The following is a 21982-nucleotide window of genomic DNA, read 5'->3' on the forward strand; positions in this document are numbered from 1 at the left end:
TCTCTTAATATTTACTAGAGATTTAACACACGCTTCGGCACCAGACGCTTACGATCAGTAATTTCTGCCAGGCCCAGACATTTCTCACCCTCAAATACCAGCACTTGTGGCTCTGCCGGATGGTCAATATTACTTTCCATACCACGGCTAAAATATTCAGCACGGCCTTCTGGCGCTTGAACCTGCGGAAAATGCTGCACGGGCGCATAAGCCGGTAGCAATAAAGCTTCACGCTCTTCTTCGCTCAGGCTTTCCAGATATTCAATGGTATAACTTGGAATGATGTCAAAATGACCCGTTTGCGTACGATGCAAATAAGTCAGATGACCATAAGTACCCAATGCCTTGGCAATATCTTCACCCAGTACACGGATATACGTGCCTTTAGAACAGGTCACGTTCAGCGTGATGCTATTTTCAGTAAAAGATAAAAGTTCGATGGCATAAATGGTAATTGGACGCGCTTCACGCTCAATTTCAATACCTTTACGCGCCAGCTCATACAGCGGACGACCTTCTTTTTTCAGTGCTGAATACATCGGTGGTACTTGCTGGATTTCACCAACAAATTGGGCAATCGTATCCTTGATTAGCTGTTCATTCAGTTCAGGAACAGCTTGTTCAAGCAGGATTTCCCCCTCGACATCACCGGTAGTCGTGCTATGACCTAGAAAAATAGTCGTTTGATAACGCTTGGTTGAATCCAGCAGATAATGCGAAAACTTGGTCGCCTCTCCCAGACAGACTGGCAGTAAACCAGATGCCAGTGGATCCAGCGCACCTGTGTGTCCGGCTTTTTGCGCACGATATAGCCAGCGTACTTTTTGCAGTGCAGCATTTGAGCTGATGCCTAGAGGCTTATTTAACAGGAACACACCGCTGATATGACGACGCTGAATTTTAGGAGATGAAGATTTCATGGCAAAAAATCAGACAATTTTTAAGTTGGCGCAATGGTAAAACCCTGGTCAATGTTTTACAACTTTTCTATGCTATTCAATCTGTATTTATGGCATATTGAGCCGATTCATTTCTTGATAATAATTGAAGAAAAACAAAATAAAGGTGCATAGGACATGCAGAAATATAAAATATGGATCATTGTTGCTTTAGTGATCCTGTGTCTGGTCACGCTGTTACTGTGGCTTTCTCCTCAGGATGAAAAGCAGACTGCGAATGAACCAGGTAGTGCTCAGCCAGCCCTACTAGATACGGAAGCAAACGCCCTGAATATCAGTGCTCAGAACAATACTTTTTTTGCCAGCGCCAGCCAGCAGGATACCGAAATCAACTGTCAGATGCAGCTGGATAGCAGTAATCGCCTGATCGTGAATGAACAGACCCGCAACTGTTTTGAATATTTCATTACCCAGTACGGTGAAAAAACCATTGAACAGATTCAGCAGGACTTTAAGACCTATATTTCTCAGAACCACAAAGAGCCTGCCCTGTCCCAGATTCTGGATCTATGGGATCGCTATATGCAGTATCGTCAAAGTCTTGGTGAAATAACCCCACCAGCTGGTCTGGATCAGGAAGATCCTGCCTATTACCGCAGTATCTATACCAGCACCCAGAATCTGCGTAAACGATTTTTCTCTAATTATGAAATTGAAGGACTGTTTGGTACCGAAGATACTTATCATGAATATACACTGGACCGTATGGCAGTTCTGGCAGATAAGAACTTAAGTGAAGCTGAAAAAGCACAGAAACTGAAAGAACTGTTTCAGCAGCTTCCAGAAGATTGGCAGGAAAATCTGGAGCAGCTCAATAAGCTGGAAGATCTACGCAAACTAACCGCAGATATTAAAGCACGCGGCGGTTCTGCTGCTGAAATTCGCCAAATGCGTTTAAATTTGGTTGGTCCTGAAGCCACGCAGCGTTTAGAACAACTCGATGGGCAACGCAGTCAATGGAAATCACGAGTCGAAGAATATTTAAATGCACGCGATCAAATCATACAAAGTGGGATGAATGATCAAGCCAAGCAACAAGCCGTGAAGCAATTACGCGGGCAGCATTTTCAAAATCCACAAGAGCAATTGCGTTTAGAAACCTTTGAACAGGTACATGATCAGGGCGGAAAACTCCCCTTTGCCGATTAACATATTGCAAAGAACAATTGGGGTATTCAATGTGCCCCCTTTTTTATGTATGAAAAGCTGTTTTGAATCCACTTACCACAAAACTATAATATACAAATGTCTATAAATATTAAATAGATATCAAGATGCATGTAGATTTACAAATCTCTGGTGCAATACGCAATAACTGTCCCCAAATGATATGTTTTTTCTAAATTACGCATGAAAAAATAACTAAACGTACAAAAATTAGTCGAGGATGACTCACAATAACATGCCGTAAGCAACGGCAATTTACATATCTGAGCTTTCAGGAGGGAAGCGTCACTTCACTTGTAATAAAAATAAAGAACACAGGATTGTTTTATGACCATCATCTCTAATACACGGACAATTTCATTAGCTATCATTGGCTGCTTACTTGGCCAATCGGTGTGACTCAAGCGGCTCCAAGCGTTTTGCCTATTCAGGAACAGGCCAAATCTGACTATACCAAAACCAAATATCCATTGCTCATGGTGCATGGTTGGCTGGGCTGGTCACGCATTGGCAATTTGGATAACGATGGCATGGTCGCACGTTATAGCACTCACATTACTAGACGATCTATGTATGCTTGAAATTCAAGTGCATAAAGACCTTTTAAACTGACTGATATTTCAACAACCATTCATCATTCGGAACTTGCAATATTGCAAATCTCCTGAATAATGACAATTGACAATAAAAATCGTCATGCTAGGAAAGCACAATAAAATAGAGGATATTATATGAAATATGGATTATTCATTGCAGGCTTAATTGCGGCCAGTACGATTAGTACCTCGCACGCATCCAATGCAGAACAGGTCAAATCTAACTTCGTCATCTCCAGTTATGCCAAAACCAAATATCCCCTCGTGTTCGCACATGGGATGGGAGGCTGGATTCGTGCAGGTACAGATGAACTTGGTGTGGATTATTGGTATCAAATATTACCCGATTTAGCACGTAACGGCGCCAATGCATGGGCAACCCGTGTTTCCCCATTCAACAGCTCTGAGGTTCGCGGTGAGCAACTGCTACAACAAGTCGATGAGATTTTAGCGATTACGGGGGCAAACAAAGTCAATTTACTGGGGCACAGTCATGGTGGACACAGCATTGCCTATGTTTCCAATATCGCGCCAGCTAAAGTCGCTTCTGCCACCGCCATTTCAAGCCCACTCAAAGGCTCACCTGTTGCTGATCTAATTCTCTCAGCTCAAGGCACACCCCTTGAACAACCCTTGGTCAGTCTGATAAATTTCGGTTCTCAGGCCATTGTCTGGGCACAGCAACAGGACCCAAACTCCCTACCGCATGATGCACTGGCAGCGGGCATCAGCTTGAGTCAGGCAGGTTCTAAAACCTTTGCCCAAAAATATACACTCGGTATGCCTGAATCGGCTTGTGGTGAAGGGGCTGCAATCGACAATGGCATTTACTTCTATTCGTTCTCTGGTAATTCAACCTTAACCAATATTCTCGATCCAGACTCGGTATTGGCTGCTACAGGATTACTGATGCAAGCGCCGAATGACAATGATGGCTTGGTCTCACGTTGTAGTGCCAAATATGGCAAGACCATTCGTGACAATTACAACTGGAATCATTTAGATGTGATCAATCAGTTCTTCGCCTTACGTTCAGTCTTTTCTCCTGATCCTGTCGATATCTATCGTCAACATGCCAACCGCTTAAAACTACAAGGACTATAAAGTCATCAGCAAAAAAATGCGCCAAACGGCGCATTTTTTTCACTCAAATAAAACTGATTAAGCTTCAGTTTTACGAGCTGGTAACTTTTCACGAATACGTGCAGCTTTACCAGACAATTCACGTAGGTAGTAAAGTTTAGCACGACGAACGTCACCACGACGTTTCACTTCGATTTTAGCAACGATTGGAGAGTGAGTTTGGAATACACGCTCAACGCCAACACCGCTAGAAATTTTACGTACTGTGAACGCAGAGTTCAGACCACGGTTTTTCTTAGCGATTACAACACCTTCAAACGCCTGTAGACGTTCACGGTCGCCTTCTTTTACTTTTACTTGGACAACTACTGTGTCACCTGGTGCAAAAGCTGGGATGTCTTGTTTAAGCTGAGCATTTTCAACAGCTTGAACTAAAGGATGCTTACCACTCATGGGGTATCTCCAATATGTGTGGGTCAGAAGAGGTCTGAGATCCACTGGGGCTAGAGGCTAAAGCGCATAGACCCGATTGACTTTCCCTTTATGCTTGACCGCTTCAAGACATAAAGAGCCTATTTAAGTACTTAATTTACATTAAGCAGTTTAGTTTGCTCGAAGCATAGCTTCTCGCCTTGCGCTCGGGTAAAGCAATGCTTTACTTACCCTCGCTCATCTTTTAGCCATTTCTTTTGCTGCTTGGTCAGTTCCGCCTGTTCAACCAGTTCAGGTCGACGCTCAAGTGTACGCTGATAACGCTGCAAAAACCGCCATTTTTCAATATTTGCATGATGACCTGATTTCAATACCTCAGGCACATCCAAACCTTCAAAATGGTCAGGCTTTGTATATTGCGGGCAGTCTAACAGACCATCCACAAATGAGTCTTGCACATGGGATTGCTCATCAGACATTGCACCCGGAAGTCTCCGGATAATACTGTCCAACAACACCATCGCAGGCAGTTCACCGCCCGATAACACGTAATCTCCAATCGACCATTCCTGATCGACATATTTCTGGATTAAACGTTCATCGACACCTTCATAACGGCCACACAGCACAATTAATCCGTCATATTGAACAAATTCTTGTACAGCGGGTTCATTTAAGATTTTACCTTGTGGTGACATATACACCACCGGTACGTTGACCGCACCTGCTTCATGAGCAAGTTCTTTGGCACGGCGGATTGCTTTTGCCAGTGGCTCAGCCATCATTACCATACCGGGACCACCACCAAATGGACGTTCATCCACTCGTTTGTAGTTACCCTCAGCATAATCGCGAGGATTAATGCAATGAATTTGCATCAGATTACGTTGTGCTGCGCGCCCGCTAATACCAAAACGTGTAATCGCCTCAAACATTTCAGGAAAAAGTGTAATGACTGCAAAAAACACCGCAGACTCCCGTGTTTCCAAAAATGTTAGTAGTCTACGCCCCAATTGACATAGATACGACCCGCTTCGAGATCAACGCGTTGTACCACATCTTTATGCCATGGAATCATACGCTCTTCACCATCGACGCTATCGGCAGTTGCGCGAACCACCATCACGTCATTGGCACCTGTTTCAAACAGTTCATGGATTTGACCGAGATTAACTTCCTGTTCCTCATCATCCAGACCTAATACCGTTAGACCTTTTAAATCAGACCAGTAATACTCGTCCACACCTGCTTGAGGCAGTTGCGCTTTTGAAATCCAGATATTTGCGCCAACCAAGTTGTCTGCTGCGGTACGATCACTCACACCTTTTAAGCTGACCACCAGGCCTTTGCCATGTGGTTTCCAACGCTTTACATCGACCATTTGCCATCCTGCTTTGGTTTCAATGTACCAAGGCAGGTAGTCAAACATGTTGCTCATAGGTTCTGTATTGGAATAGACCCAGAGCCACCCATTTAATCCATAAGCTGAACGTAGCTGTCCAATCTGAATACGATCTTCGGGTACATTCTGTGTTGGTGTCATGGGCTACCTACGACTTAATTTGCAAAAATTATGCAGCAGCTGCAGCTTTCTTCGCTTGAGCAGCTAAAGAAGCAACACGTTCAGAAGGTTGAGCACCTTGCGCTACCCAGTGTGCAAAACGGTCAGCATCCAAACGAAGTTTTTCTGCTTTACCTTGCGCTGTTGGGTTGAAGAAACCAATACGTTCGATGAAACGACCGTCACGCGCATTGCGGCTGTCAGTTACAACGATTTGATAGAATGGACGCTTTTTAGCACCACCACGAGTAAGACGAATAACTACCATGATACAACCTTATAGTTTTTACGGATTATCCCTGCACCGACCATCGATACATTTCAAACCCCTTTCATAGAGGGCAGTATTTTACGTGAATTTCGCCCTGAATGAAAGATCAAATTTTAGGTTATCAACAGTTAGAATTTATTTATCGGACCAAGCGGAACAAGTATCTGTTGTTACTGGTGAATCCTTACCTTTAAACCAGCATTGGCGGCCTGTCTGATCTAAACTTAAGGCACCATTCCCTTTTTGTGCAGCTGTTGAAATAGGCAAAGCTGACAAGGTATATGCTTGATTAGATGCATCAATTGCCAAATTAATATTGTATAAAGCTTGATGGCTTGGAAATGTACTACTTCCTCCAATACTCGCCAATGTTGCATTTCGATAACTATGATTCATCGCCTTATAACTTTGCAAACGCTGTGCGAGTTGCATCAGCTCCGTTTGAACCTCTACACGATTGGCACGGACTTTATAACTGGTATAGGATGGCATCGCAATTGCAGCCAAAATAGCAATAACAGCCACCACAATCATGAGTTCAATCAGTGTAAATCCGCGCTCTTGATTACCAGTTTTCATTATTTGTAGTCCCACAAGTATATGTTGATACCATATCAGGAGTCCGAGTTTGACAACGTACACCTTCACTAGTCAACAATAAATCGTAATTACGTGGTTGTTTTAAGGTTGTACCTGTTTTAGCACGTTCCACCCGTATCACCCAGTTTAAACCACGTACAGAACTTGAATCTGCGGTTTCATTACCATCTGCGTCTCTTTGTATAGATAAAGGCTTCTTGGTGGCTAAATCCAATAAAGTAAGGGTAAATTTAGTATCTGAACCATCTACAGGAATTGCTAAAGTGCCTGTGGATGGTGCATAGCCTGTATATAAGTAGGTTGCATCAAAACCTTTATAGCTGAAGTTTTTAGCTTTGAATTTTTCTAGCTCTGTCGCTATTCGCAATGCTTCCTGCTTTGCTAAAGCAAGATCTTTACGCTCAATATATGCGGCATAACTCGGAATCGCGATGGCTGCAATGATTGCGATCACAACGACCACAATCATTAGCTCAATTAGGGTAAAGCCTTTCTTGAATTGCATACTCCCCCCCTTAACGCGACTCATACCAGCGCATTTGCTTGAGTTTTACCTGTGTATTAAACAGCTGGCATTGAGGTAAGTTTTTATTGGCAGGTAAGGTACAATCCAGTGCAGATGGCTCATCACGATTCACTACTAAACTCACTGTATTTTCCTTATTTCCATAACCCTGGCCCAAACCTGTACCCAAAATACCTGCACCAAGTTTTACCCGACCTGGTTTGTTTCCAGTGCCTGAGTAGAAACTACACTTCCCTGTAGGTAAACAATATTGATACAGATAAGAGTCACCCGCTACACCTGCACCACAATTTCCGCCAATACCAGTACCATCTCGGTCATACACATTGACATAGAGCATGCCATCTAGAGCATACAGGTCATTCATACCTTTATAACGGCCTGCTTTTGCACTATCAAAATAAGCTTTCCAACCACCATTGAATATATTATTTTGCCCACGGCGTGCTACACCACTATCAAAGTTAAGTTGGGTTAAGCTTTCATCTTCGGTATTTAGTGTGATGCCTGTTTTATACAAGTCCTGACGTGCTACATCATTGTCATACACTACAAATACGGCATCATTAGCACTGTCTGTAGAGTTTAAACCTGCTAATGGCGAACTACGGTTACCCGAACTAAAGGCAACTGCTGCAAAGTAACTCCCATCATCTTGATGAATAGAAACACTCGGCATTTCATAGAAACGAGGACTCAGACCAGAACCCTGATGCTCAGTAAACAAACGAACCGCACGAGTTGCAAAGTTTGCTGTATCTGTTGCTCGATTATTAAAGTCAACACGGAATGCTTGCCCACCTAAATCACCAAAATAAATATGATCTGTTAAACCATCTCCATCACGGTCAATCGCATTAATTTGCGAAACAACACTGTATTTTAGCTCATTGTTCTGAGTAAATCGGCTGGCACCTGTTTTTTCACTATCACTCGCCCACCAGAGTAAATCGCCATTGTGTGCATCAAACATATACACACCATTACCTTTGGTCGAGCTTGGGTTTGCATTATGAGTTTCATATATAGGGTCGTAACCACCACCTACAAACATTACAAGCTTGCGCGTATCGCCCCAATTCACATAAGCGAGAGTCGGTTTTGACCAACTTTGCCCCATTTGTTTGAGTGCAGCAGAAGCATTATCTGCATCTGGATTGATATGGAATTTCAATTCAGGCTTTTCAATGTCAGTTAAGTCCAGTGCATAGTAACTCTTTCCACCCATCCGCAAACCGCCATACACCCACTGCATACCAATCAGATTCTGCGCATTTTCTTCATCGCTCGCTTTACGCCCAGAATCTTTCACTGTTAATGTTCCATCACTTTTTGAAACATATTGGGTGTGTGCAACCCAAGGACCGTCTACACCATAAAATAAGTCGTTCTTACCCGAACCTTCATATTTGCCACTACCTATAAATGCATTTTTTTGTTTTTCCATCATTTCATGCGGTACAAAAGCAAATACTTCCTTGCCTTCGTCATCTACCACATGCAACGCACCTTGCGTAGAACCAAACATCAGGTAATCTTTACGACCCGTTGTAGTTAACTTACCATCTACAACCGTAATTTTTCCTTCTTGGGTCAGCATGACTGGCGTGGAGTGCATCACACTTCCAAGCTCTCGGTACTCTTCTTTACTGGTTAAATCAGCTAAACTCGCAATGCTCTCTGTAATACCTACATCATAACCTAGGAAATTTAACCAATAGTTTTTATGGTCATCATACTTAAATTTGGCAATTTCATTATTCTCTGCAAATAAACTCAATAAACTCACTTGTGCCAAACGATCACCTGAAACAGCAGTTTTATCCTGTTTAATCACTCGATTGGTGAATACTTTACGTTTTGAATTTTGCTCGCCATTTGCGGCAACTAAAGTGCCCAGTGGTAATTGACCTTTAACACCATTGGTCCATAAACCTACGGCATCTTTATTGAGCGCACCTGTACTTAAAATTAAACGTTGTAAGTTTTTATCCACCAATTCGCCTTTTATTACATTATATTTATTTAAATTCCCAGCCCAAAGTTGAGTTTTTTCGCTTGGCTTTGGCTTAAATTCTGCATAATAACCATAGGGTTGTAATTGAATTGGGTTTAAACTATCTATAGGAATGGTCGGACTACCCGTTGTAACAGGTTCAATATTTGGATCAACATCATCTAGAAATTTCACCACACTATTTACCACATCATTAATGGATTGGGCTGAATAAAAACCACCATTACCATATCCACCAACGCTGCTTGGGATTTGACTACGATCCGCTGCTATAATATCAGATTGCGGTTTTGCCCCCCAATTACAGGTATTGATTAGATCTTGTCTATTACTTTTTTCTTGGTCACTAATTCCTGACGCATTTGGATTAGGAAGTTTAGAGCAATCGTAGTAGGTTGAGGGTTTATTTCTAGTATTTGTTAAGGTTTTGACATAAGTGGGATCATTTGGAAATAAACTACCAAAACCCACTACCGCTGTTTTAATATATTTTTCATTACGTAATAACTTAGCAAATTTACCTATTTCTGGCCACCCTTGAGTTGGATCATTACCGCTCGGGGAGCTTCCAGTTAAACCTGTACCAGATAAATTTTCACCCAATACCTCTTCCATCATTGTTTGAGTCGCTGTATAGGAGTTATTAGCAAATCCATCCGTTAAAAAATAAATCCCCTGTCCATTACATTGACTTGAGGTATCAATTCCAGTCAATGGAGAAACATATCCGTTATTAGCATTACGAATTTTTGGGGTTGTATTGGCATCGGAATAAGCATAGCCACTATTGGTCATACCAGAAGTATTCGCTCCCAATAAGTATGCTGCAGATTCAGCATAAGCCATAGCTGATGGTGTGCCATTATAAACATCCAAACTTACAATTTTTTCTAATAACTTTTCGCGGTTTGCTGCCGTCAATTCAACAGCTGGATAAAGAATTTTAGCGCTTTTACCATCATGTGAAAACTGATCGCTATTCACTGGCGATGAAAATTGACCAATCCCAATTCGAGTGGTGTTGAGTATTTGATCCCCAGTTAATAATTTGATCATTGCCATTTTCAAACGGGATATTCGATCATAGCAAACATAAGGAAAGCCCCCCCCTGTCTTCTCACATTCTTTTTCAATTCTACTTTTGTAAGTTGAGTTTAAATTATTAAATGTAGATTGATTCACAGAACAATAGGTTGGATAAAATGATTTAGTTGTCCCATTTCCCACTTTGTAATCTATTTTTTTGTCCGTTTTTGTATTATCACTATATGTATAACCATTCCGTATATTCCAATCATAGCTCCATTTACATATATTATAGTCTTCCACCAAACTACTAGTACTATTACGTACATCTACTGTATCTGAACCATGTGCAATCCCCAACAAATTACGAGCCCAATAGCCATCACCATGCCCCATACTTCCTGATGTATCAAACATCATAAACAAAGTAACTTTACCCGCAGCTGCGTCCTTATAAATCTCAATATCACTCGCAACCGAAGTTTGAATACTTCCACACACTGCCCATGTCATCATCATTGACACAGTGGCAGAAAGAACTTTTTTATTAAACTGTTTCATTTGTTAATCCTCACTGATGCTGTTCAACTACGACACAAGCTTTGGCTGACCACCTACCACATAGTCTGCGCGCTGGGTGTTATAGGGAATATTTAAATCTTCAAAACAGCGTGATACATTTGCCGCACGCTCTTTAAAGCAACCTTCTATTTCTGCTGTACTTGCACTAGAAAAACTTGGCAAGACTGAAATCACGGTAACGCTAATACTGTTCGACACCACAGGCAAGCTGCTTGAGCCAATACTGGTGTTTTGAGCTACGTGTGCAAATGGCACCACATTGTCTATATTTTTCTTTAAATAGACTTGCGCCAATACCGCTGAACGCCCTGTCGCAAACTGATTGGCTTTACAATAACCTGTTACCCCAATTTTGGTTTTTGAACCTGTACGGGAAATTGCACTGGCTTGACTCATAGAAAAAAATGTACTTTGCGATGCACGGTAGCAAAACACCAATTCATCTTCTGCATTAGCAGCGGAGTTAAAATAGCTATACATACCATCTTGGGCTAATTGGCGCTCAACTTGGTTCGGGTTTTCCAAATTAAATAATGCCGCATTGCTATTTTCTAAAAGTAGCGCTTGCACCTGACTATTTGTTGCCAGCCTTAAACCTAGAATGCCCGAACGAACGGCTAATGTGCCCACCAAGGTAATTAAAATCAGAATAACCAAGACCACAATTAAGGTCGCACCTTTTTGCTGATTCATTACGATGCTCCCAATGTATTACGCAAACCAACCACTTGAGTGACCAGTTGACGTATGTATTTTTTATTCAAATTCGCATCACCATCGAACACCACTGCAGTAGTGGTACCTGGGAGGGTAATAGTTTGATTATTTAAACCAGCATCAGCCCCAATATTGGTCGCAGATCGCGCTATTACAGACACCTGCAAGGAAATCACCTGTAGATAATCTTTTTCAGCGGTAATTGAAGACATTAAATTTTTGTATTCATCTATGGTGACATAACGCAATTGGTTATTTTGTGGATTTTTCACGCCCAAAAGCACCTTAAACGCATCAATATTTTGCATGAGTAACTGTGCATTATTATTTAAGCCCGTAATACTGCTATCACCTTCTTTATAATGCCCTGCATCACAGTACAACCCGTAACGATCCAAACCATCACTGCCCTGCTGTGAGGTTGGTAATTTTGCTACATAGTAACGCTGCACCATGGTTGGGCGGATTGCTTGGGTATCCTCATTGGCTTTGGCGGTTGTAAATCCAATTCTATTGCCTTCGCAATCATACATATCTGTATTGCTTAATAATCTTTCATTGATTTTCTTGGTAGCATCATTTGGGTCAACATCTGATGCTTCTTCAATTTGATACTGTGGCACAAACTGAATCACAATTTGATCACTTTTACCTGTGGTTGCATCTTCTTGTAAATTCTGCTGACTTAAAGCAACATCATCAATCAAATTCGCATGTAAGCTTGATGGATAGTTTTCTTGGGCAAAAATTACGCCAGAACCCACCATCTTATTATTAACTTTTTGGTTAGACGGTGTGTTTAGATTGGCGTGTCGTAAGTCATGAGTCAGCATTGCCAAACCAAAATTTGAGTTTTGCTGCACATCACCCATACCCAACTGAAATCCTAAAGATCGTTGTGCGCTGAGAAAAATAGCAGTTGCTGCACTGACCACCAACAAACCAATTGCCAAGCTAATCATCAGCTCAAGTAAAGTAAAACCTTTCTGAAGCTTAGTCATAGTTATAAGCCTCCATAATTATGCATTGTGCGTTTGGGTTATACGCTGTCCCATTGGTACAGTGATTACCTCCACTTCCATTTGTTGCAGTGGTTGTATCCCAAGCCACATATACACATTTTCTTTTCAGGATCGAACCTTGGCAGTCGTTCACAGCAATAGACATGCCTAAATTTTCTGCACGCAACTGAACTTGTTTAAAGTCATAGGCTGCCATTTGATCACTGGTACAAAAATTTGCAGCACAATCTATCACGGTTGCATTTGCCTTATATTCATTTAATCCATCACGATTCATACGGATACGTTCAGATAAATCTCGTGCAATATTCATAGCTTGAATGTTTTGACCTGCGTCTGCACTGGCAGCAACCGCCCGAATTTGCAAAGCAGTAAAGCCTAGCACTGCAATTCCAAGCAGCACCAATGCCACCAAAACCTCGACCAAGCCAACACCACGTTGATTTCTTATCATTGTTTTACCCTCATCCTATTAATTTGGGCATGTGCTATTTGAGCGTTCATATCGAATCGAACCATTTTTATAAAACTCGATGACTGCTTTTTTTGAACTATCTTTTTGATGCTGCAAAATAAAACACTCACGATCATTCGCTGAAACTAAAAAGCCAAACATATTGTAGGTCAGGCTATTGACTGGTTTGGTTGCCCAACTGGTATGTTGCTCTGGCAACCACTTGAACTTGCCGTCTGTTACCGAGGCGTCTAGTGCCAACTTCTGTTCTTTCTTAGTAAATACAGCTTCGGAACGTGCCATTGTTGCCAATTCAACAATAGCTCTTGCATCGCTATGCAATTGGTTCTTACGAATCATGCTGGTCATTGAAGGAGCCGCCATCATCGCGATAATCGCCAACACCGCAATGGTCACCATCAATTCAATTAAGGTGAACCCGTTTTCTTTTCTTTGCATACTCCCCCCAAGACACAGACTTTGCCCTATTAAAAATAATAACCAAGAACTTTACAAAATCCTTACACTTCAGGATAAAAGGCATAAAAAAACAGATAACCGTCATTCAACGGTTATCTACCTATTTTTAATCAGTTTTTTAAGTGCTATATGCTTCGCGGTTTAAGCCTGTGTTACAGGAATACGTAACTCTTTGGGCAAACTAAAGGTAATGTTTTCTTCACGGCCTGCCAGCTCTTCAGGGGCGGTTGCACCCCATTCTTGCAAACGCTGAATCACTTGTTTGATTAAAATTTCTGGTGCAGATGCGCCTGCAGTGACACCAATTTTTGTATTCGGTTGAAACCATGCTTGTTCCAACTCGTCTGCATTATCCACCAAATAGGCGCGTTTCCCCATGCGTTCGGCTAACTCGCGTAAACGGTTAGAGTTAGATGAGTTTGGTGAACCGACCACCAACACCACATCACACTGACTGGCCAAGTCACGCACTGCATCCTGACGGTTTTGAGTGGCATAACAAATATCGTCTTTACGCGGTCCTTGAATGTTCGGATATTTTTGGCGCAAGGCATCAATCACTTTGGCAGTATCATCAATCGACAAAGTAGTTTGCGTCACAAAAGCCACTTTATCTGGATGCTGAACCGCAAGTGCAGCCACATCATCCTCATCTTCCACCAAATAAATGTCGCCGCCATTTTTCTTGTCGTACTGACCCATCGTCCCTTCAACTTCGGGATGTCCTTCGTGACCAATTAAAATCGCCTCTGTGCCTTCACGGGCATATTTGGTGACTTCAATATGTACTTTAGTGACCAGCGGACAAGTGGCATCAAACACTTTTAAGCCGCGACGCTCCGCCTCTTGTTGCACTGCTTTAGATACGCCATGCGCACTAAAAATCACAATATTGTCATCGGGCACTTCATCTAGCTCATCGACAAAAATTGCCCCGCGCTGACGCAAGTCATCTACCACAAATTTATTGTGTACCACTTCGTGACGTACATATATAGGTGGGTTAAAACACTCAAGGGCACGATTTACAATCGCAATTGCTCGGTCTACACCTGCACAAAAACCACGTGGATTCGCCAATACAATTTCCATAGAACCCTCTATGTTGAAGTTAAATAGGTGGGATGTTTAAAAATTTATGCCAACAAAAGCCATCTTGGCTATTTTGTTTAAGGGGCGTCTACTCTAAAATAGAGAAGATATTTTATCATATCAGGAAAAATATCATGTCGGGTCTATTGTTTGTCGTTTCTGCCGCTTCAGGAACAGGCAAAACATCCCTCGTTAAAGCCCTGCTTGAGCGTGTGAATAATTTACACGTTTCAGTTTCTCACACAACACGCGGTCAACGTCCCGGCGAACTCGATGGTGTGCATTATCACTTCACACAAAAACAAGATTTTATCGACTTGGTAAAACAAGGCGGTTTTATTGAGTATGCTGAAGTCTTTGGCAATTATTACGGCACCGCGCAAGCAACGGTTAAAGAGCAGTTAGCCAAAGGTCACGATGTGTTACTTGAAATTGACTGGCAAGGCGCTCAACAAGTACGCAATCTTTTTCCTGAATCGAAGCAAATTTTTATTCTTCCACCCAGTCAGTTTGATTTACGTGAGCGCTTGTCTAACCGTGGCACCGATGCAGTCGATGTGATTGAGCATCGTTTGGGCTGCGCAGTAGAAGACATGCAGCAATATGTCAATTTTGACTATCTGATTATTAATGATGACTTTAATAAAGCCTTGCACGATTTAGAAGCAGTGATTATTGCCAATCGTTTGGTGACAGCGCAGCAGGCACATCGTCATCAAGCCTTGATTCAAAAGTTAATTAGCCCACCCAGCGCGTGATTAAAACTTGAGTCTATAGGCAAAGCACCTTATACTGCACAGTCTGTTTAAATTTACTATTCGAACGAGAATTCTTATGGCACGCGTTACCGTTGAAGATTGTTTAGACCATGTAGACAACCGCTTTGAGCTTGTACTAGTGGCAAGCAAGCGCGCGCGTCAATTGGCACGTCAAGGCATTGAGCCAACTGTAGAGTGGGACAATGATAAGCCAACTGTAGTGGCATTACGTGAAATTGCTGTGGGTCATGTGTCTAAAGATATTTTGAAACAACGTGATCAAGACTATCAAACTTCGAGTCTTGACCTTGCACTTTCTGCAAATAACTTGAATTTAGATGGTTTTTCTTTCCAATAAGAACCACTTTCTGAAAAAGCCTAGTATTTTACTAGGCTTTTTTGTTGTCTGAACTTTAATCTTGCGCTAAAAACCGTTATAACATAAGGATTAAGACCCTCTTTATTAGTGCCAAATTTATCACTATTTTGGCATGAAAAAAATTGACAAGTCATGCAATATGCTTTTCATTATTAAGGTCTAACTGTAGATTCGTTATCACTTGTATTTTAAAGGGTGTTATATGCCAGGCACGATGGTCAGCCAAGCCAAACAACAGCTTCAAGCCATGATCGAACCTTACCTTAGCGTAAGTGAAGTCGAACAGGTGCTTACGGCTTGCGATTATGCTGAGCATGCGCATGATGGCGTTACCCGTAAAAGTGGTGAACCGTATGTGTTACACCCGATTGCGGTGAGTTGTATTTTGGCACACATGCGTTTGGATGCCGACACGCTCATTGCTGCGCTATTGCACGATGTCATAGAAGATACCGACTACAGCAAAGATGACATCACAGAAAAATTCGGACGTACCGTTGCCGAACTGGTCGATGGTGTAACTAAGCTTAGCCATTCGAGCGACAAGGAATACAACAAAGCCGCTTCGTTCCGTAAAATTCTGCAAGCAACCTTACAGGATCCACGTGTCATTATTGTGAAACTGGCAGACCGTTATCACAACATGACCACATTAGATGCGCTGCGACCAGACAAACGTGCCCGTATCGCTCAAGAAACTTTTGATGTGTTTGTACCTATGGCACGTATCGTGGGTATGAATGAAATGGCGGATAATCTTGAACATCTGTGTTATCAAAACCTAGATTTAGATATGTATAACGATGTGCAAGCCGCCCTTTTGCAAACCAAGCCAAAACGCTGCGAATACCAGTCTAAATGGGAACAAAACCTTGCCGACCTGCTACAAGACAATCAAATTGCAGGTCGTATTAAAAAGAAAAATAACAATATTGAATTACTGCGCCACTTTGTAAAGAACGATATTGATCTACAAGAACTGACCCACAGCCACGCCTTTGAAATTATTTTACAAAGCATTGCTGACTGTGACCGTTTGGCTGATATTTTACGTGACAGCTTTCAGGTCTTGCATTATGAAGATCATATCCGTCGCCCACTGCCAGGCGGCAACCAATCGCTCATGATGCGTCTAAAAGGTGAACAAACCACCTTATCACTTACCATTCAAACTGAATTGATGCGTAAAGCCGCACGTTTTGGTGTAGTGTTGGGTGAAAACGCACCGCAAGCCTGCCGTTCTGCCATTCAAGCCTCTATGCAAAGCTTGAACGTGTTGATTGATGGTGAATGCGCTAAAACTACATTTAGCGATTTACTGGATTATCTGCACCAAGAGAAAATTCATGTTTATACCCCGCACGGACATTTACATGAATTGCCGCAAGGCGCCACCGCGGTTGATTTTGCCTATGCAGCCAGTTTATTCTTAGGTAACCACGCCGTCGGTACAAAAATTAATGGTGAAAGCAAACCACTTTCCACACCACTCATCAGCGGGCAAGTGGTCGAAATCATCACCGATGTTTTAGCCACACCCAACCCAGATTGGTTGAGCTTCATTAATACCCAAAAAGCCCGTCGTGCTTTACAAAATATTCTGCGTGATCAGGATATTGAAGAACAGCGTTTGGTGGGTCAGCAAGCGCTTAACCGAGCACTGAAATTATTTAATCACTCGATTCAAGACTTAACCGAAGCCGATTGGTTAAATGTGTTGCAATGGCGCCACATTGACTCTAAAGACCGTTTATTTGAGCAAATTGCAGTCGGTGATTTATTGCCACAGTTGGTTGCAAATCACATTTACGCACTCGATCACGACAGCAGCGAACACTCTGACCGTCTGATTCAGGGTACAGAAGGTATTGACGTGAAATATGCGCACTGTTGCAACCCTGTACTGGGCGATCCGATTCAGGGTAACTTGTCACGCCGTGGCTTGATTGTGCATCGTGCGCGTTGCAACAACTTACTGCATGAGCAACATCAACATCCTGAAAATATCATGCCGCTACAATGGACTTCAGAAGATGTCGATGACGTGAGTTTTACGGCTTATCTCAGCATTGATATGGATATGAATGACGAACAAATTTCCGATTTGATCTATCAATGTCGTAAGGCCAAAACCGGAGTAGAAATGGTACGTAGCCACGATGGCAAAACCTATGTGAATATTGTGGTGAATAACCGTAAGCAAATTGCCAAAATTATTCGTGATTTACGTATGCGCTTCGGTTTCCCACGAATTAGCCGTTTAGCGAGCCCCATCAGCATAGCAGAAGAAGCCAAAGCTTGTTAATTCAATGCGCTGCATGGTGATATTGCCGCACATTCAATCGCTTTTGCATAACTGACTCATCAGGCTACTGAAAGGTGGTCGAATAGTCTATGATGTTCGTACATTATTTTAGGAGAAATCAATGTCTCGCCAAGTCATCCATACTGAAAATGCACCTGCAGCAATTGGTACTTACTCTCAAGCCATTTTAGTGGGCAATACTGTTTATTTATCTGGTCAAATTGGTTTAGACCCATACAGCATGGAATTGGTAGAAGGCATTGAAGCGCAAATTCGCCGCGTGTTTGATAATTTAAAAGCCGTTTGTGAAGCTGCGGGCGGTTCTTTGGCCGATATTGCCAAGCTGAATATTTTCCTGACGGATTTATCACACTTTCAATTAGTCAATCAGATTATGGGCGAATACTTTGCACAACCATACCCTGCGCGTGCAGCCTTAGGTGTGGCTAGCTTGCCTAAAGGTGCTTTAGTTGAAATGGATGGTGTGGTGATTATCAATTCATAAGTCATTATTATTCATATACTTAAACAACATTAAACGATGCCACCTATTGAGTGGCATTTTTTTATTCAAAAACCCAATTACGATAAATGACTTTTCAAATGATTTTTATTGACAAACGATAATAATTATCAATAATAACTCTTATCTTATTTCAATTATTGTGGTTGCATTCATGTACGTATGCTTATGCCGTGGTATTACAGATCAAGACATTAAAGAAGCCGTTGCCAATGGTGCAGAGAGCTATCGTGAAATTCGCGATATGTTTGACTTGGGCACGTGTTGTGGTCGCTGTGCACCTGAAACTCGCGCCATCATTAGCGATGAAATTGCACAAATTGCGTCTCGTCTTGCCGTTGCTGCCTAAAGCTGACGTTTTATTGTTCTCCCGCATTTAAATATTATAATTTTTACTCGGTGTTTCCTCTCCCGCTTTCGACTACAGCGGGTTTTTCTTGGCTTACATTTCTTCACACCACCTAGCTAATTGTTTTTGATTGCGATTTTCATTCGCCGTTCGATAAATCACTCGCCATTTTGCCCAGTCTTGTTTAAGATAGAAATATAGATTGCCTTAAGCGGTTTAAGGCAGAAATTGTTGATGGAGTGCTGCAATGAAAGGCAATCGTGATGTGATTAATCAACTCAACCAAGTTTTGTATCATCACCTGACTGCAATTAACCAATATTTTTTGCATTCACGTATGTTTAATGATTGGGGCATTGAACAACTCGGCTCGGCTGAATATAAAGAATCAATTCGTCAAATGAAGCATGCCGATAAAATTATTGAGCGTATTTTATTTTTAGAAGGGCTGCCAAATTTACAACATTTAGGCAAATTATATATCGGTCAGCATACGGCTGAAGTGTTGAAATGTGATGTGCGTAAAGTCCAAGAAAATATTGAAGCGATTCAAAAAGCGGTGGTTTTGGCAGAACAACAACTGGACTATGTAACTCGTGATTTGGTTCAGGAAATTCTAGAGAAAGAAGAAGAGTACTTAGACTGGGCAACGACACAGCTTGATTTGGTTGAAACTGTAGGCATTGAAAACTATATTCAAAGCCAACTCTAAGATTCATCTCGCTTCAATCGCACAAAAGACTGGTTTTTCCAGTCTTTTGTTTTTAGGGTTTGGTAGAGGTTTTTAGTTCATCTTAGGTCATGATTGAATCATGCTTTTAAAGTAAGAGATAAAGATTCATCCGCTGGGATTCTTTGAACTTATGATATTTGCTGGAACGTCAATTTTAAACCCAATGCATTTGCCACTTTACTCACCGTCACAAAACTAGGATTTCCCTGTTTTCCAAAAGACTTATATAGCCCTTCGCGGCTTAAACCCGTTTCTTGTGCAAGTTTAGTCATGCCATACGATTTAGCAATATCACCCAAAATATGCGCAATATATACAGGATCATCCCCCGCCTCTTCTAAAGCCGCTTCAAGATAAGCCTGTCTATCTTCATCAGTTTTAAGATGATCCTGTATGTCCCATTTTTTTAACTCAACAATCATGCTTCACCTCGTATTTCTTTTGCCAGTTTCAGTGCTGTACGAATATCATTTTGCTGTGTAGATTTATCTCCACCTGCGAGCAAGAGCAAAATTTCACTCCCATGCTGCATGAAATAAATACGGTAGCCAGGACCAAAGAAAAATCTCAATTCAGATACATAATCACCAACAGGTGAAGTATCACCCAAATTTCCCAGTTCTACCCGACGCAAACGAGCATTAATACGTGCCTTCGCTTGCGTGTCTTTTAATGAGTCAAACCATGCAGCATAAGATTGAGTGGTTATAATTTTATACATTTAATTGTAATCTATAGTTTACAGTTTAAGAAGTTTATTTTTGTTGTCTAGCTCAATAGAGCTTAGCTAATTGCAAAAATGCGCAACGCTTCACATAAAAATACGCTATTGATACTTCTGCTTCACTTGAGCCGCGATATCTTTTAGGCTGAGTGTACTTTCGCCACTATTCTCGCCTGCTTCAATCGCTCGCTTCAAAGCTACAGTTTGATTTTCTTGCTGTTCCAATAATCTTAATGCAGATCGCATCACTTCGCTGGTTGAACCATAACATCCAGATTCAATCAGTTTGCTCATAAAGTTATCGAGTTGTGGGTCAATTGTTACACTCGTAGTTCTCGCCATTAGCATGCCTTATTGTATAAATAGATCATACAGTTCTAACATAAATGCCTTTATCTGAGCAAAATTTCAACGCTACTTCAATTTCACACATGAAATCAATTTCATAATGAATACCCCTCTCTTTTTTAAAGAGAGCTTGGGAGAGATTTTCAACATTGGTATCTTCAACCTTAGCGATGCCTTAGTCAATTGACGATATTTAACGCGCTTGTTAATATAATTTTTGTATAGTCGTCAGGCTGAGTTCTTCTTATAAGTCTGCATGAGCTTGGTAATATCTATATTTCAAGAAAATAAATAAAAACAATGTAAAACAAATATTTATACAAAAAAATCAACCATTTACCACAGCAAGATGATTCAAAATCAGGCTGAGTTGAAATTGTCTTTTATCTAACACAACAACATTCCATCAATGGAATATAAAGAGTATAATAAATCATGTGGGATGTCGAATATACCGATGAGTTTGAACAATGGTGGGAAACTCTGACAGAGCAAGAGCAAATATCAATTGCTGCTTCAGTAGAACTTCTTGAAACTTTTGGTCCAAATCTAAAATTCCCACATAGCAGTGGAATTCATGGTACGCAAAAGTACGATCACCTGAGAGAATTAAGAACGCAACATCAAGGTCGCCCACTTCGTACCTTGTACGCTTTTGACCCAAGACGTACCGCAATTTTACTGATTGCTGGTGATAAAACTGGCGATGACCGTTGGTATGAGATCAATATCCCTATTGCAGAGCGTCTATATGATGATCATCTTAATCAATTGAAAAAAGAGGGTTTAATCTAATGGCAAAAAAATTTACTGCTCTACGTGCAAAAATGTCTGCCGACTCCCAACAACAAGCACACCAACTTGCTCAACAGCACATGAGTGAAATGCCTTTGCAAGAGTTACGTCAAGCACGCGGGCTATCACAAAAAGTCATGGCCGATTTACTTAACGTTCAACAACCTGCAATTGCAAAATTAGAAAAGCGTACCGATATGTATGTTTCTACTTTACGCAGCCATATTGAAGCAATGGGAGGTCAATTAGAAGTGATTGCACGCTTTCCCGATGGCACAGTAAAAATCACGAATTTTTCAGAAATTTAGTTTATGCTCTGAACTCTCATCTACAAGAAGGACTTCTCCTTGAGGCATGAGTTTTTGAATCCGCCTCCTTGCACCATACATGGCTCACCTTTTTCAAATCCCCCTCAATCCCCCTCAATCCCCCTCAATCCCCCTCAATCCCCCTCAATCCCCCTCAATCCCCCTCAATCCCCCT

27 protein-coding genes are annotated in these 21982 nt (G+C 41.6%); 11 read left to right on the plus strand and 16 right to left on the minus strand.

Annotation, left to right across the window (positions count from 1 at the left end; all coding sequences use genetic code 11):
- Nucleotides 1–14 precede the first annotated feature (14 nt).
- Nucleotides 15–920, minus strand: a complete 906-nt coding sequence (truB, locus tag HADU_RS01965) for a tRNA pseudouridine(55) synthase TruB (RefSeq protein WP_004896210.1) — start codon at nt 918–920, stop codon at nt 15–17.
- Nucleotides 921–1076: 156 nt separating this feature from the next.
- Here truB and HADU_RS01970 point away from each other — a divergent pair, with 156 nt between their 5' ends.
- From HADU_RS01970 to HADU_RS01980, 3 genes are all read left to right on the plus strand, one after another.
- Entirely contained in the window at nt 1077–2108 is a 1032-nt protein-coding gene (locus HADU_RS01970; protein ID WP_008303084.1) for a lipase secretion chaperone, read from the plus strand.
- A gap of 413 nt (nt 2109–2521) precedes the next feature.
- Nucleotides 2522–2707: a hypothetical protein gene (locus HADU_RS01975; protein ID WP_008303086.1), complete on the plus strand. Its 186-nt coding sequence runs from the start codon at nt 2522–2524 to the stop codon at nt 2705–2707.
- A 150-nt stretch (nt 2708–2857) separates the two neighbouring features.
- Nucleotides 2858–3826, plus strand: coding sequence for an esterase/lipase family protein (locus HADU_RS01980; RefSeq protein ID WP_008303088.1), 969 nt, complete (start codon nt 2858–2860; stop codon nt 3824–3826).
- Between the two features lie 57 nt (nt 3827–3883).
- On the opposite strand, the gene rplS is transcribed toward HADU_RS01980, so the two are convergent.
- From rplS to ispH, 12 genes are all read right to left on the minus strand, one after another.
- Entirely contained in the window at nt 3884–4258 is a 375-nt protein-coding gene (rplS, locus tag HADU_RS01985; protein WP_003792460.1) for a 50S ribosomal protein L19, read from the minus strand.
- Nucleotides 4259–4464: 206 nt separating this feature from the next.
- Nucleotides 4465–5205, minus strand: coding sequence for a tRNA (guanosine(37)-N1)-methyltransferase TrmD (trmD, locus tag HADU_RS01990; RefSeq protein WP_008303094.1), 741 nt, complete (start codon nt 5203–5205; stop codon nt 4465–4467).
- 26 nt (nt 5206–5231) lie between these two features.
- A complete protein-coding gene (rimM, locus tag HADU_RS01995; RefSeq protein ID WP_008303096.1) occupies nt 5232–5780 on the minus strand; it encodes a ribosome maturation factor RimM in 549 nt (182 codons plus the stop codon).
- A gap of 28 nt (nt 5781–5808) precedes the next feature.
- Nucleotides 5809–6066: a 30S ribosomal protein S16 gene (rpsP, locus tag HADU_RS02000; protein ID WP_004974526.1), complete on the minus strand. Its 258-nt coding sequence runs from the start codon at nt 6064–6066 to the stop codon at nt 5809–5811.
- A gap of 138 nt (nt 6067–6204) precedes the next feature.
- The gene (locus tag HADU_RS02005; RefSeq protein WP_008303099.1) at nt 6205–6648 is read right to left on the minus strand and encodes a type IV pilin protein; all 444 of its coding nucleotides are present in this window, start codon (nt 6646–6648) and stop codon (nt 6205–6207) included.
- Nucleotides 6635–7174, minus strand: a complete 540-nt coding sequence (locus tag HADU_RS02010) for a type IV pilin protein (RefSeq protein ID WP_008303101.1) — start codon at nt 7172–7174, stop codon at nt 6635–6637. The genes HADU_RS02005 and HADU_RS02010 overlap by 14 nt, the downstream gene beginning before the upstream one ends.
- A 10-nt stretch (nt 7175–7184) precedes the next feature.
- A complete protein-coding gene (locus HADU_RS02015) occupies nt 7185–10799 on the minus strand; it encodes a pilus assembly protein (protein ID WP_008303103.1) in 3615 nt (1204 codons plus the stop codon).
- A gap of 27 nt (nt 10800–10826) precedes the next feature.
- A complete protein-coding gene (locus HADU_RS02020; protein ID WP_008303105.1) occupies nt 10827–11513 on the minus strand; it encodes a hypothetical protein in 687 nt (228 codons plus the stop codon).
- The gene (locus HADU_RS02025) at nt 11513–12538 is read right to left on the minus strand and encodes a PilW family protein (RefSeq protein WP_008303107.1); all 1026 of its coding nucleotides are present in this window, start codon (nt 12536–12538) and stop codon (nt 11513–11515) included. Before HADU_RS02025 ends, HADU_RS02020 begins: the two co-directional genes overlap by 1 nt.
- A complete protein-coding gene (gene pilV / locus HADU_RS02030) occupies nt 12531–13013 on the minus strand; it encodes a type IV pilus modification protein PilV (protein WP_008303109.1) in 483 nt (160 codons plus the stop codon). The genes HADU_RS02025 and pilV overlap by 8 nt, the downstream gene beginning before the upstream one ends.
- Nucleotides 13014–13031: 18 nt before the next feature.
- Entirely contained in the window at nt 13032–13472 is a 441-nt protein-coding gene (locus HADU_RS02035; RefSeq protein WP_008303112.1) for a Tfp pilus assembly protein FimT/FimU, read from the minus strand.
- Between the two features lie 162 nt (nt 13473–13634).
- Nucleotides 13635–14585: a 4-hydroxy-3-methylbut-2-enyl diphosphate reductase gene (gene ispH / locus HADU_RS02040; protein WP_008303113.1), complete on the minus strand. Its 951-nt coding sequence runs from the start codon at nt 14583–14585 to the stop codon at nt 13635–13637.
- A 134-nt stretch (nt 14586–14719) separates the two neighbouring features.
- On the opposite strand from ispH, the gene gmk reads away from it, so the two are divergent.
- From gmk to bfr, 6 genes are all read left to right on the plus strand, one after another.
- A complete protein-coding gene (gmk, locus tag HADU_RS02045; protein ID WP_008303116.1) occupies nt 14720–15343 on the plus strand; it encodes a guanylate kinase in 624 nt (207 codons plus the stop codon).
- 76 nt (nt 15344–15419) lie between these two features.
- Nucleotides 15420–15701, plus strand: coding sequence for a DNA-directed RNA polymerase subunit omega (gene rpoZ / locus HADU_RS02050; protein ID WP_004896248.1), 282 nt, complete (start codon nt 15420–15422; stop codon nt 15699–15701).
- A gap of 223 nt (nt 15702–15924) precedes the next feature.
- Nucleotides 15925–18027 (plus strand): RelA/SpoT family protein, encoded by a 2103-nt coding sequence (locus HADU_RS02055; RefSeq protein ID WP_008303120.1) that lies wholly within the window; start codon nt 15925–15927, stop codon nt 18025–18027.
- Between the two features lie 121 nt (nt 18028–18148).
- On the plus strand, nt 18149–18532 hold the full coding sequence (locus HADU_RS02060; protein ID WP_004809961.1) for a RidA family protein: 384 nt from the start codon (nt 18149–18151) through the stop codon (nt 18530–18532).
- A 172-nt stretch (nt 18533–18704) separates the two neighbouring features.
- On the plus strand, nt 18705–18899 hold the full coding sequence (locus HADU_RS02065) for a bacterioferritin-associated ferredoxin (protein ID WP_004809963.1): 195 nt from the start codon (nt 18705–18707) through the stop codon (nt 18897–18899).
- 247 nt (nt 18900–19146) lie between these two features.
- Nucleotides 19147–19611: a heteropolymeric bacterioferritin subunit Bfr gene (gene bfr, locus HADU_RS02070; protein WP_004809965.1), complete on the plus strand. Its 465-nt coding sequence runs from the start codon at nt 19147–19149 to the stop codon at nt 19609–19611.
- A 149-nt stretch (nt 19612–19760) separates the two neighbouring features.
- Here the strand turns inward: bfr and HADU_RS02075 are convergent, their stop codons facing one another.
- The 3 genes from HADU_RS02075 to HADU_RS02085 all read right to left on the minus strand — a co-directional run bounded on the left by HADU_RS02075 (nt 19761) and on the right by HADU_RS02085 (nt 20698).
- The gene (locus HADU_RS02075) at nt 19761–20054 is read right to left on the minus strand and encodes an addiction module antidote protein (RefSeq protein WP_004809966.1); all 294 of its coding nucleotides are present in this window, start codon (nt 20052–20054) and stop codon (nt 19761–19763) included.
- A complete protein-coding gene (locus HADU_RS02080) occupies nt 20051–20353 on the minus strand; it encodes a type II toxin-antitoxin system RelE/ParE family toxin (RefSeq protein ID WP_004809969.1) in 303 nt (100 codons plus the stop codon). Before HADU_RS02080 ends, HADU_RS02075 begins: the two co-directional genes overlap by 4 nt.
- Nucleotides 20354–20458: 105 nt before the next feature.
- Nucleotides 20459–20698: a type II toxin-antitoxin system ParD family antitoxin gene (locus HADU_RS02085; RefSeq protein ID WP_008303125.1), complete on the minus strand. Its 240-nt coding sequence runs from the start codon at nt 20696–20698 to the stop codon at nt 20459–20461.
- Nucleotides 20699–21139: 441 nt separating this feature from the next.
- On the opposite strand from HADU_RS02085, the gene HADU_RS02090 reads away from it, so the two are divergent.
- Both HADU_RS02090 and HADU_RS02095 read left to right on the plus strand, forming a co-directional pair.
- A complete protein-coding gene (locus HADU_RS02090; protein WP_004809973.1) occupies nt 21140–21499 on the plus strand; it encodes a type II toxin-antitoxin system RelE/ParE family toxin in 360 nt (119 codons plus the stop codon).
- A 32-nt stretch (nt 21500–21531) separates the two neighbouring features.
- A complete protein-coding gene (locus tag HADU_RS02095) occupies nt 21532–21807 on the plus strand; it encodes an XRE family transcriptional regulator (protein ID WP_228156502.1) in 276 nt (91 codons plus the stop codon).
- Nucleotides 21808–21982 lie beyond the last annotated feature (175 nt).

This window comes from Acinetobacter sp. HA (genome assembly GCF_000264725.1).
GTDB classification, from domain to species: Bacteria; Pseudomonadota; Gammaproteobacteria; order Pseudomonadales; family Moraxellaceae; genus Acinetobacter; species Acinetobacter schindleri.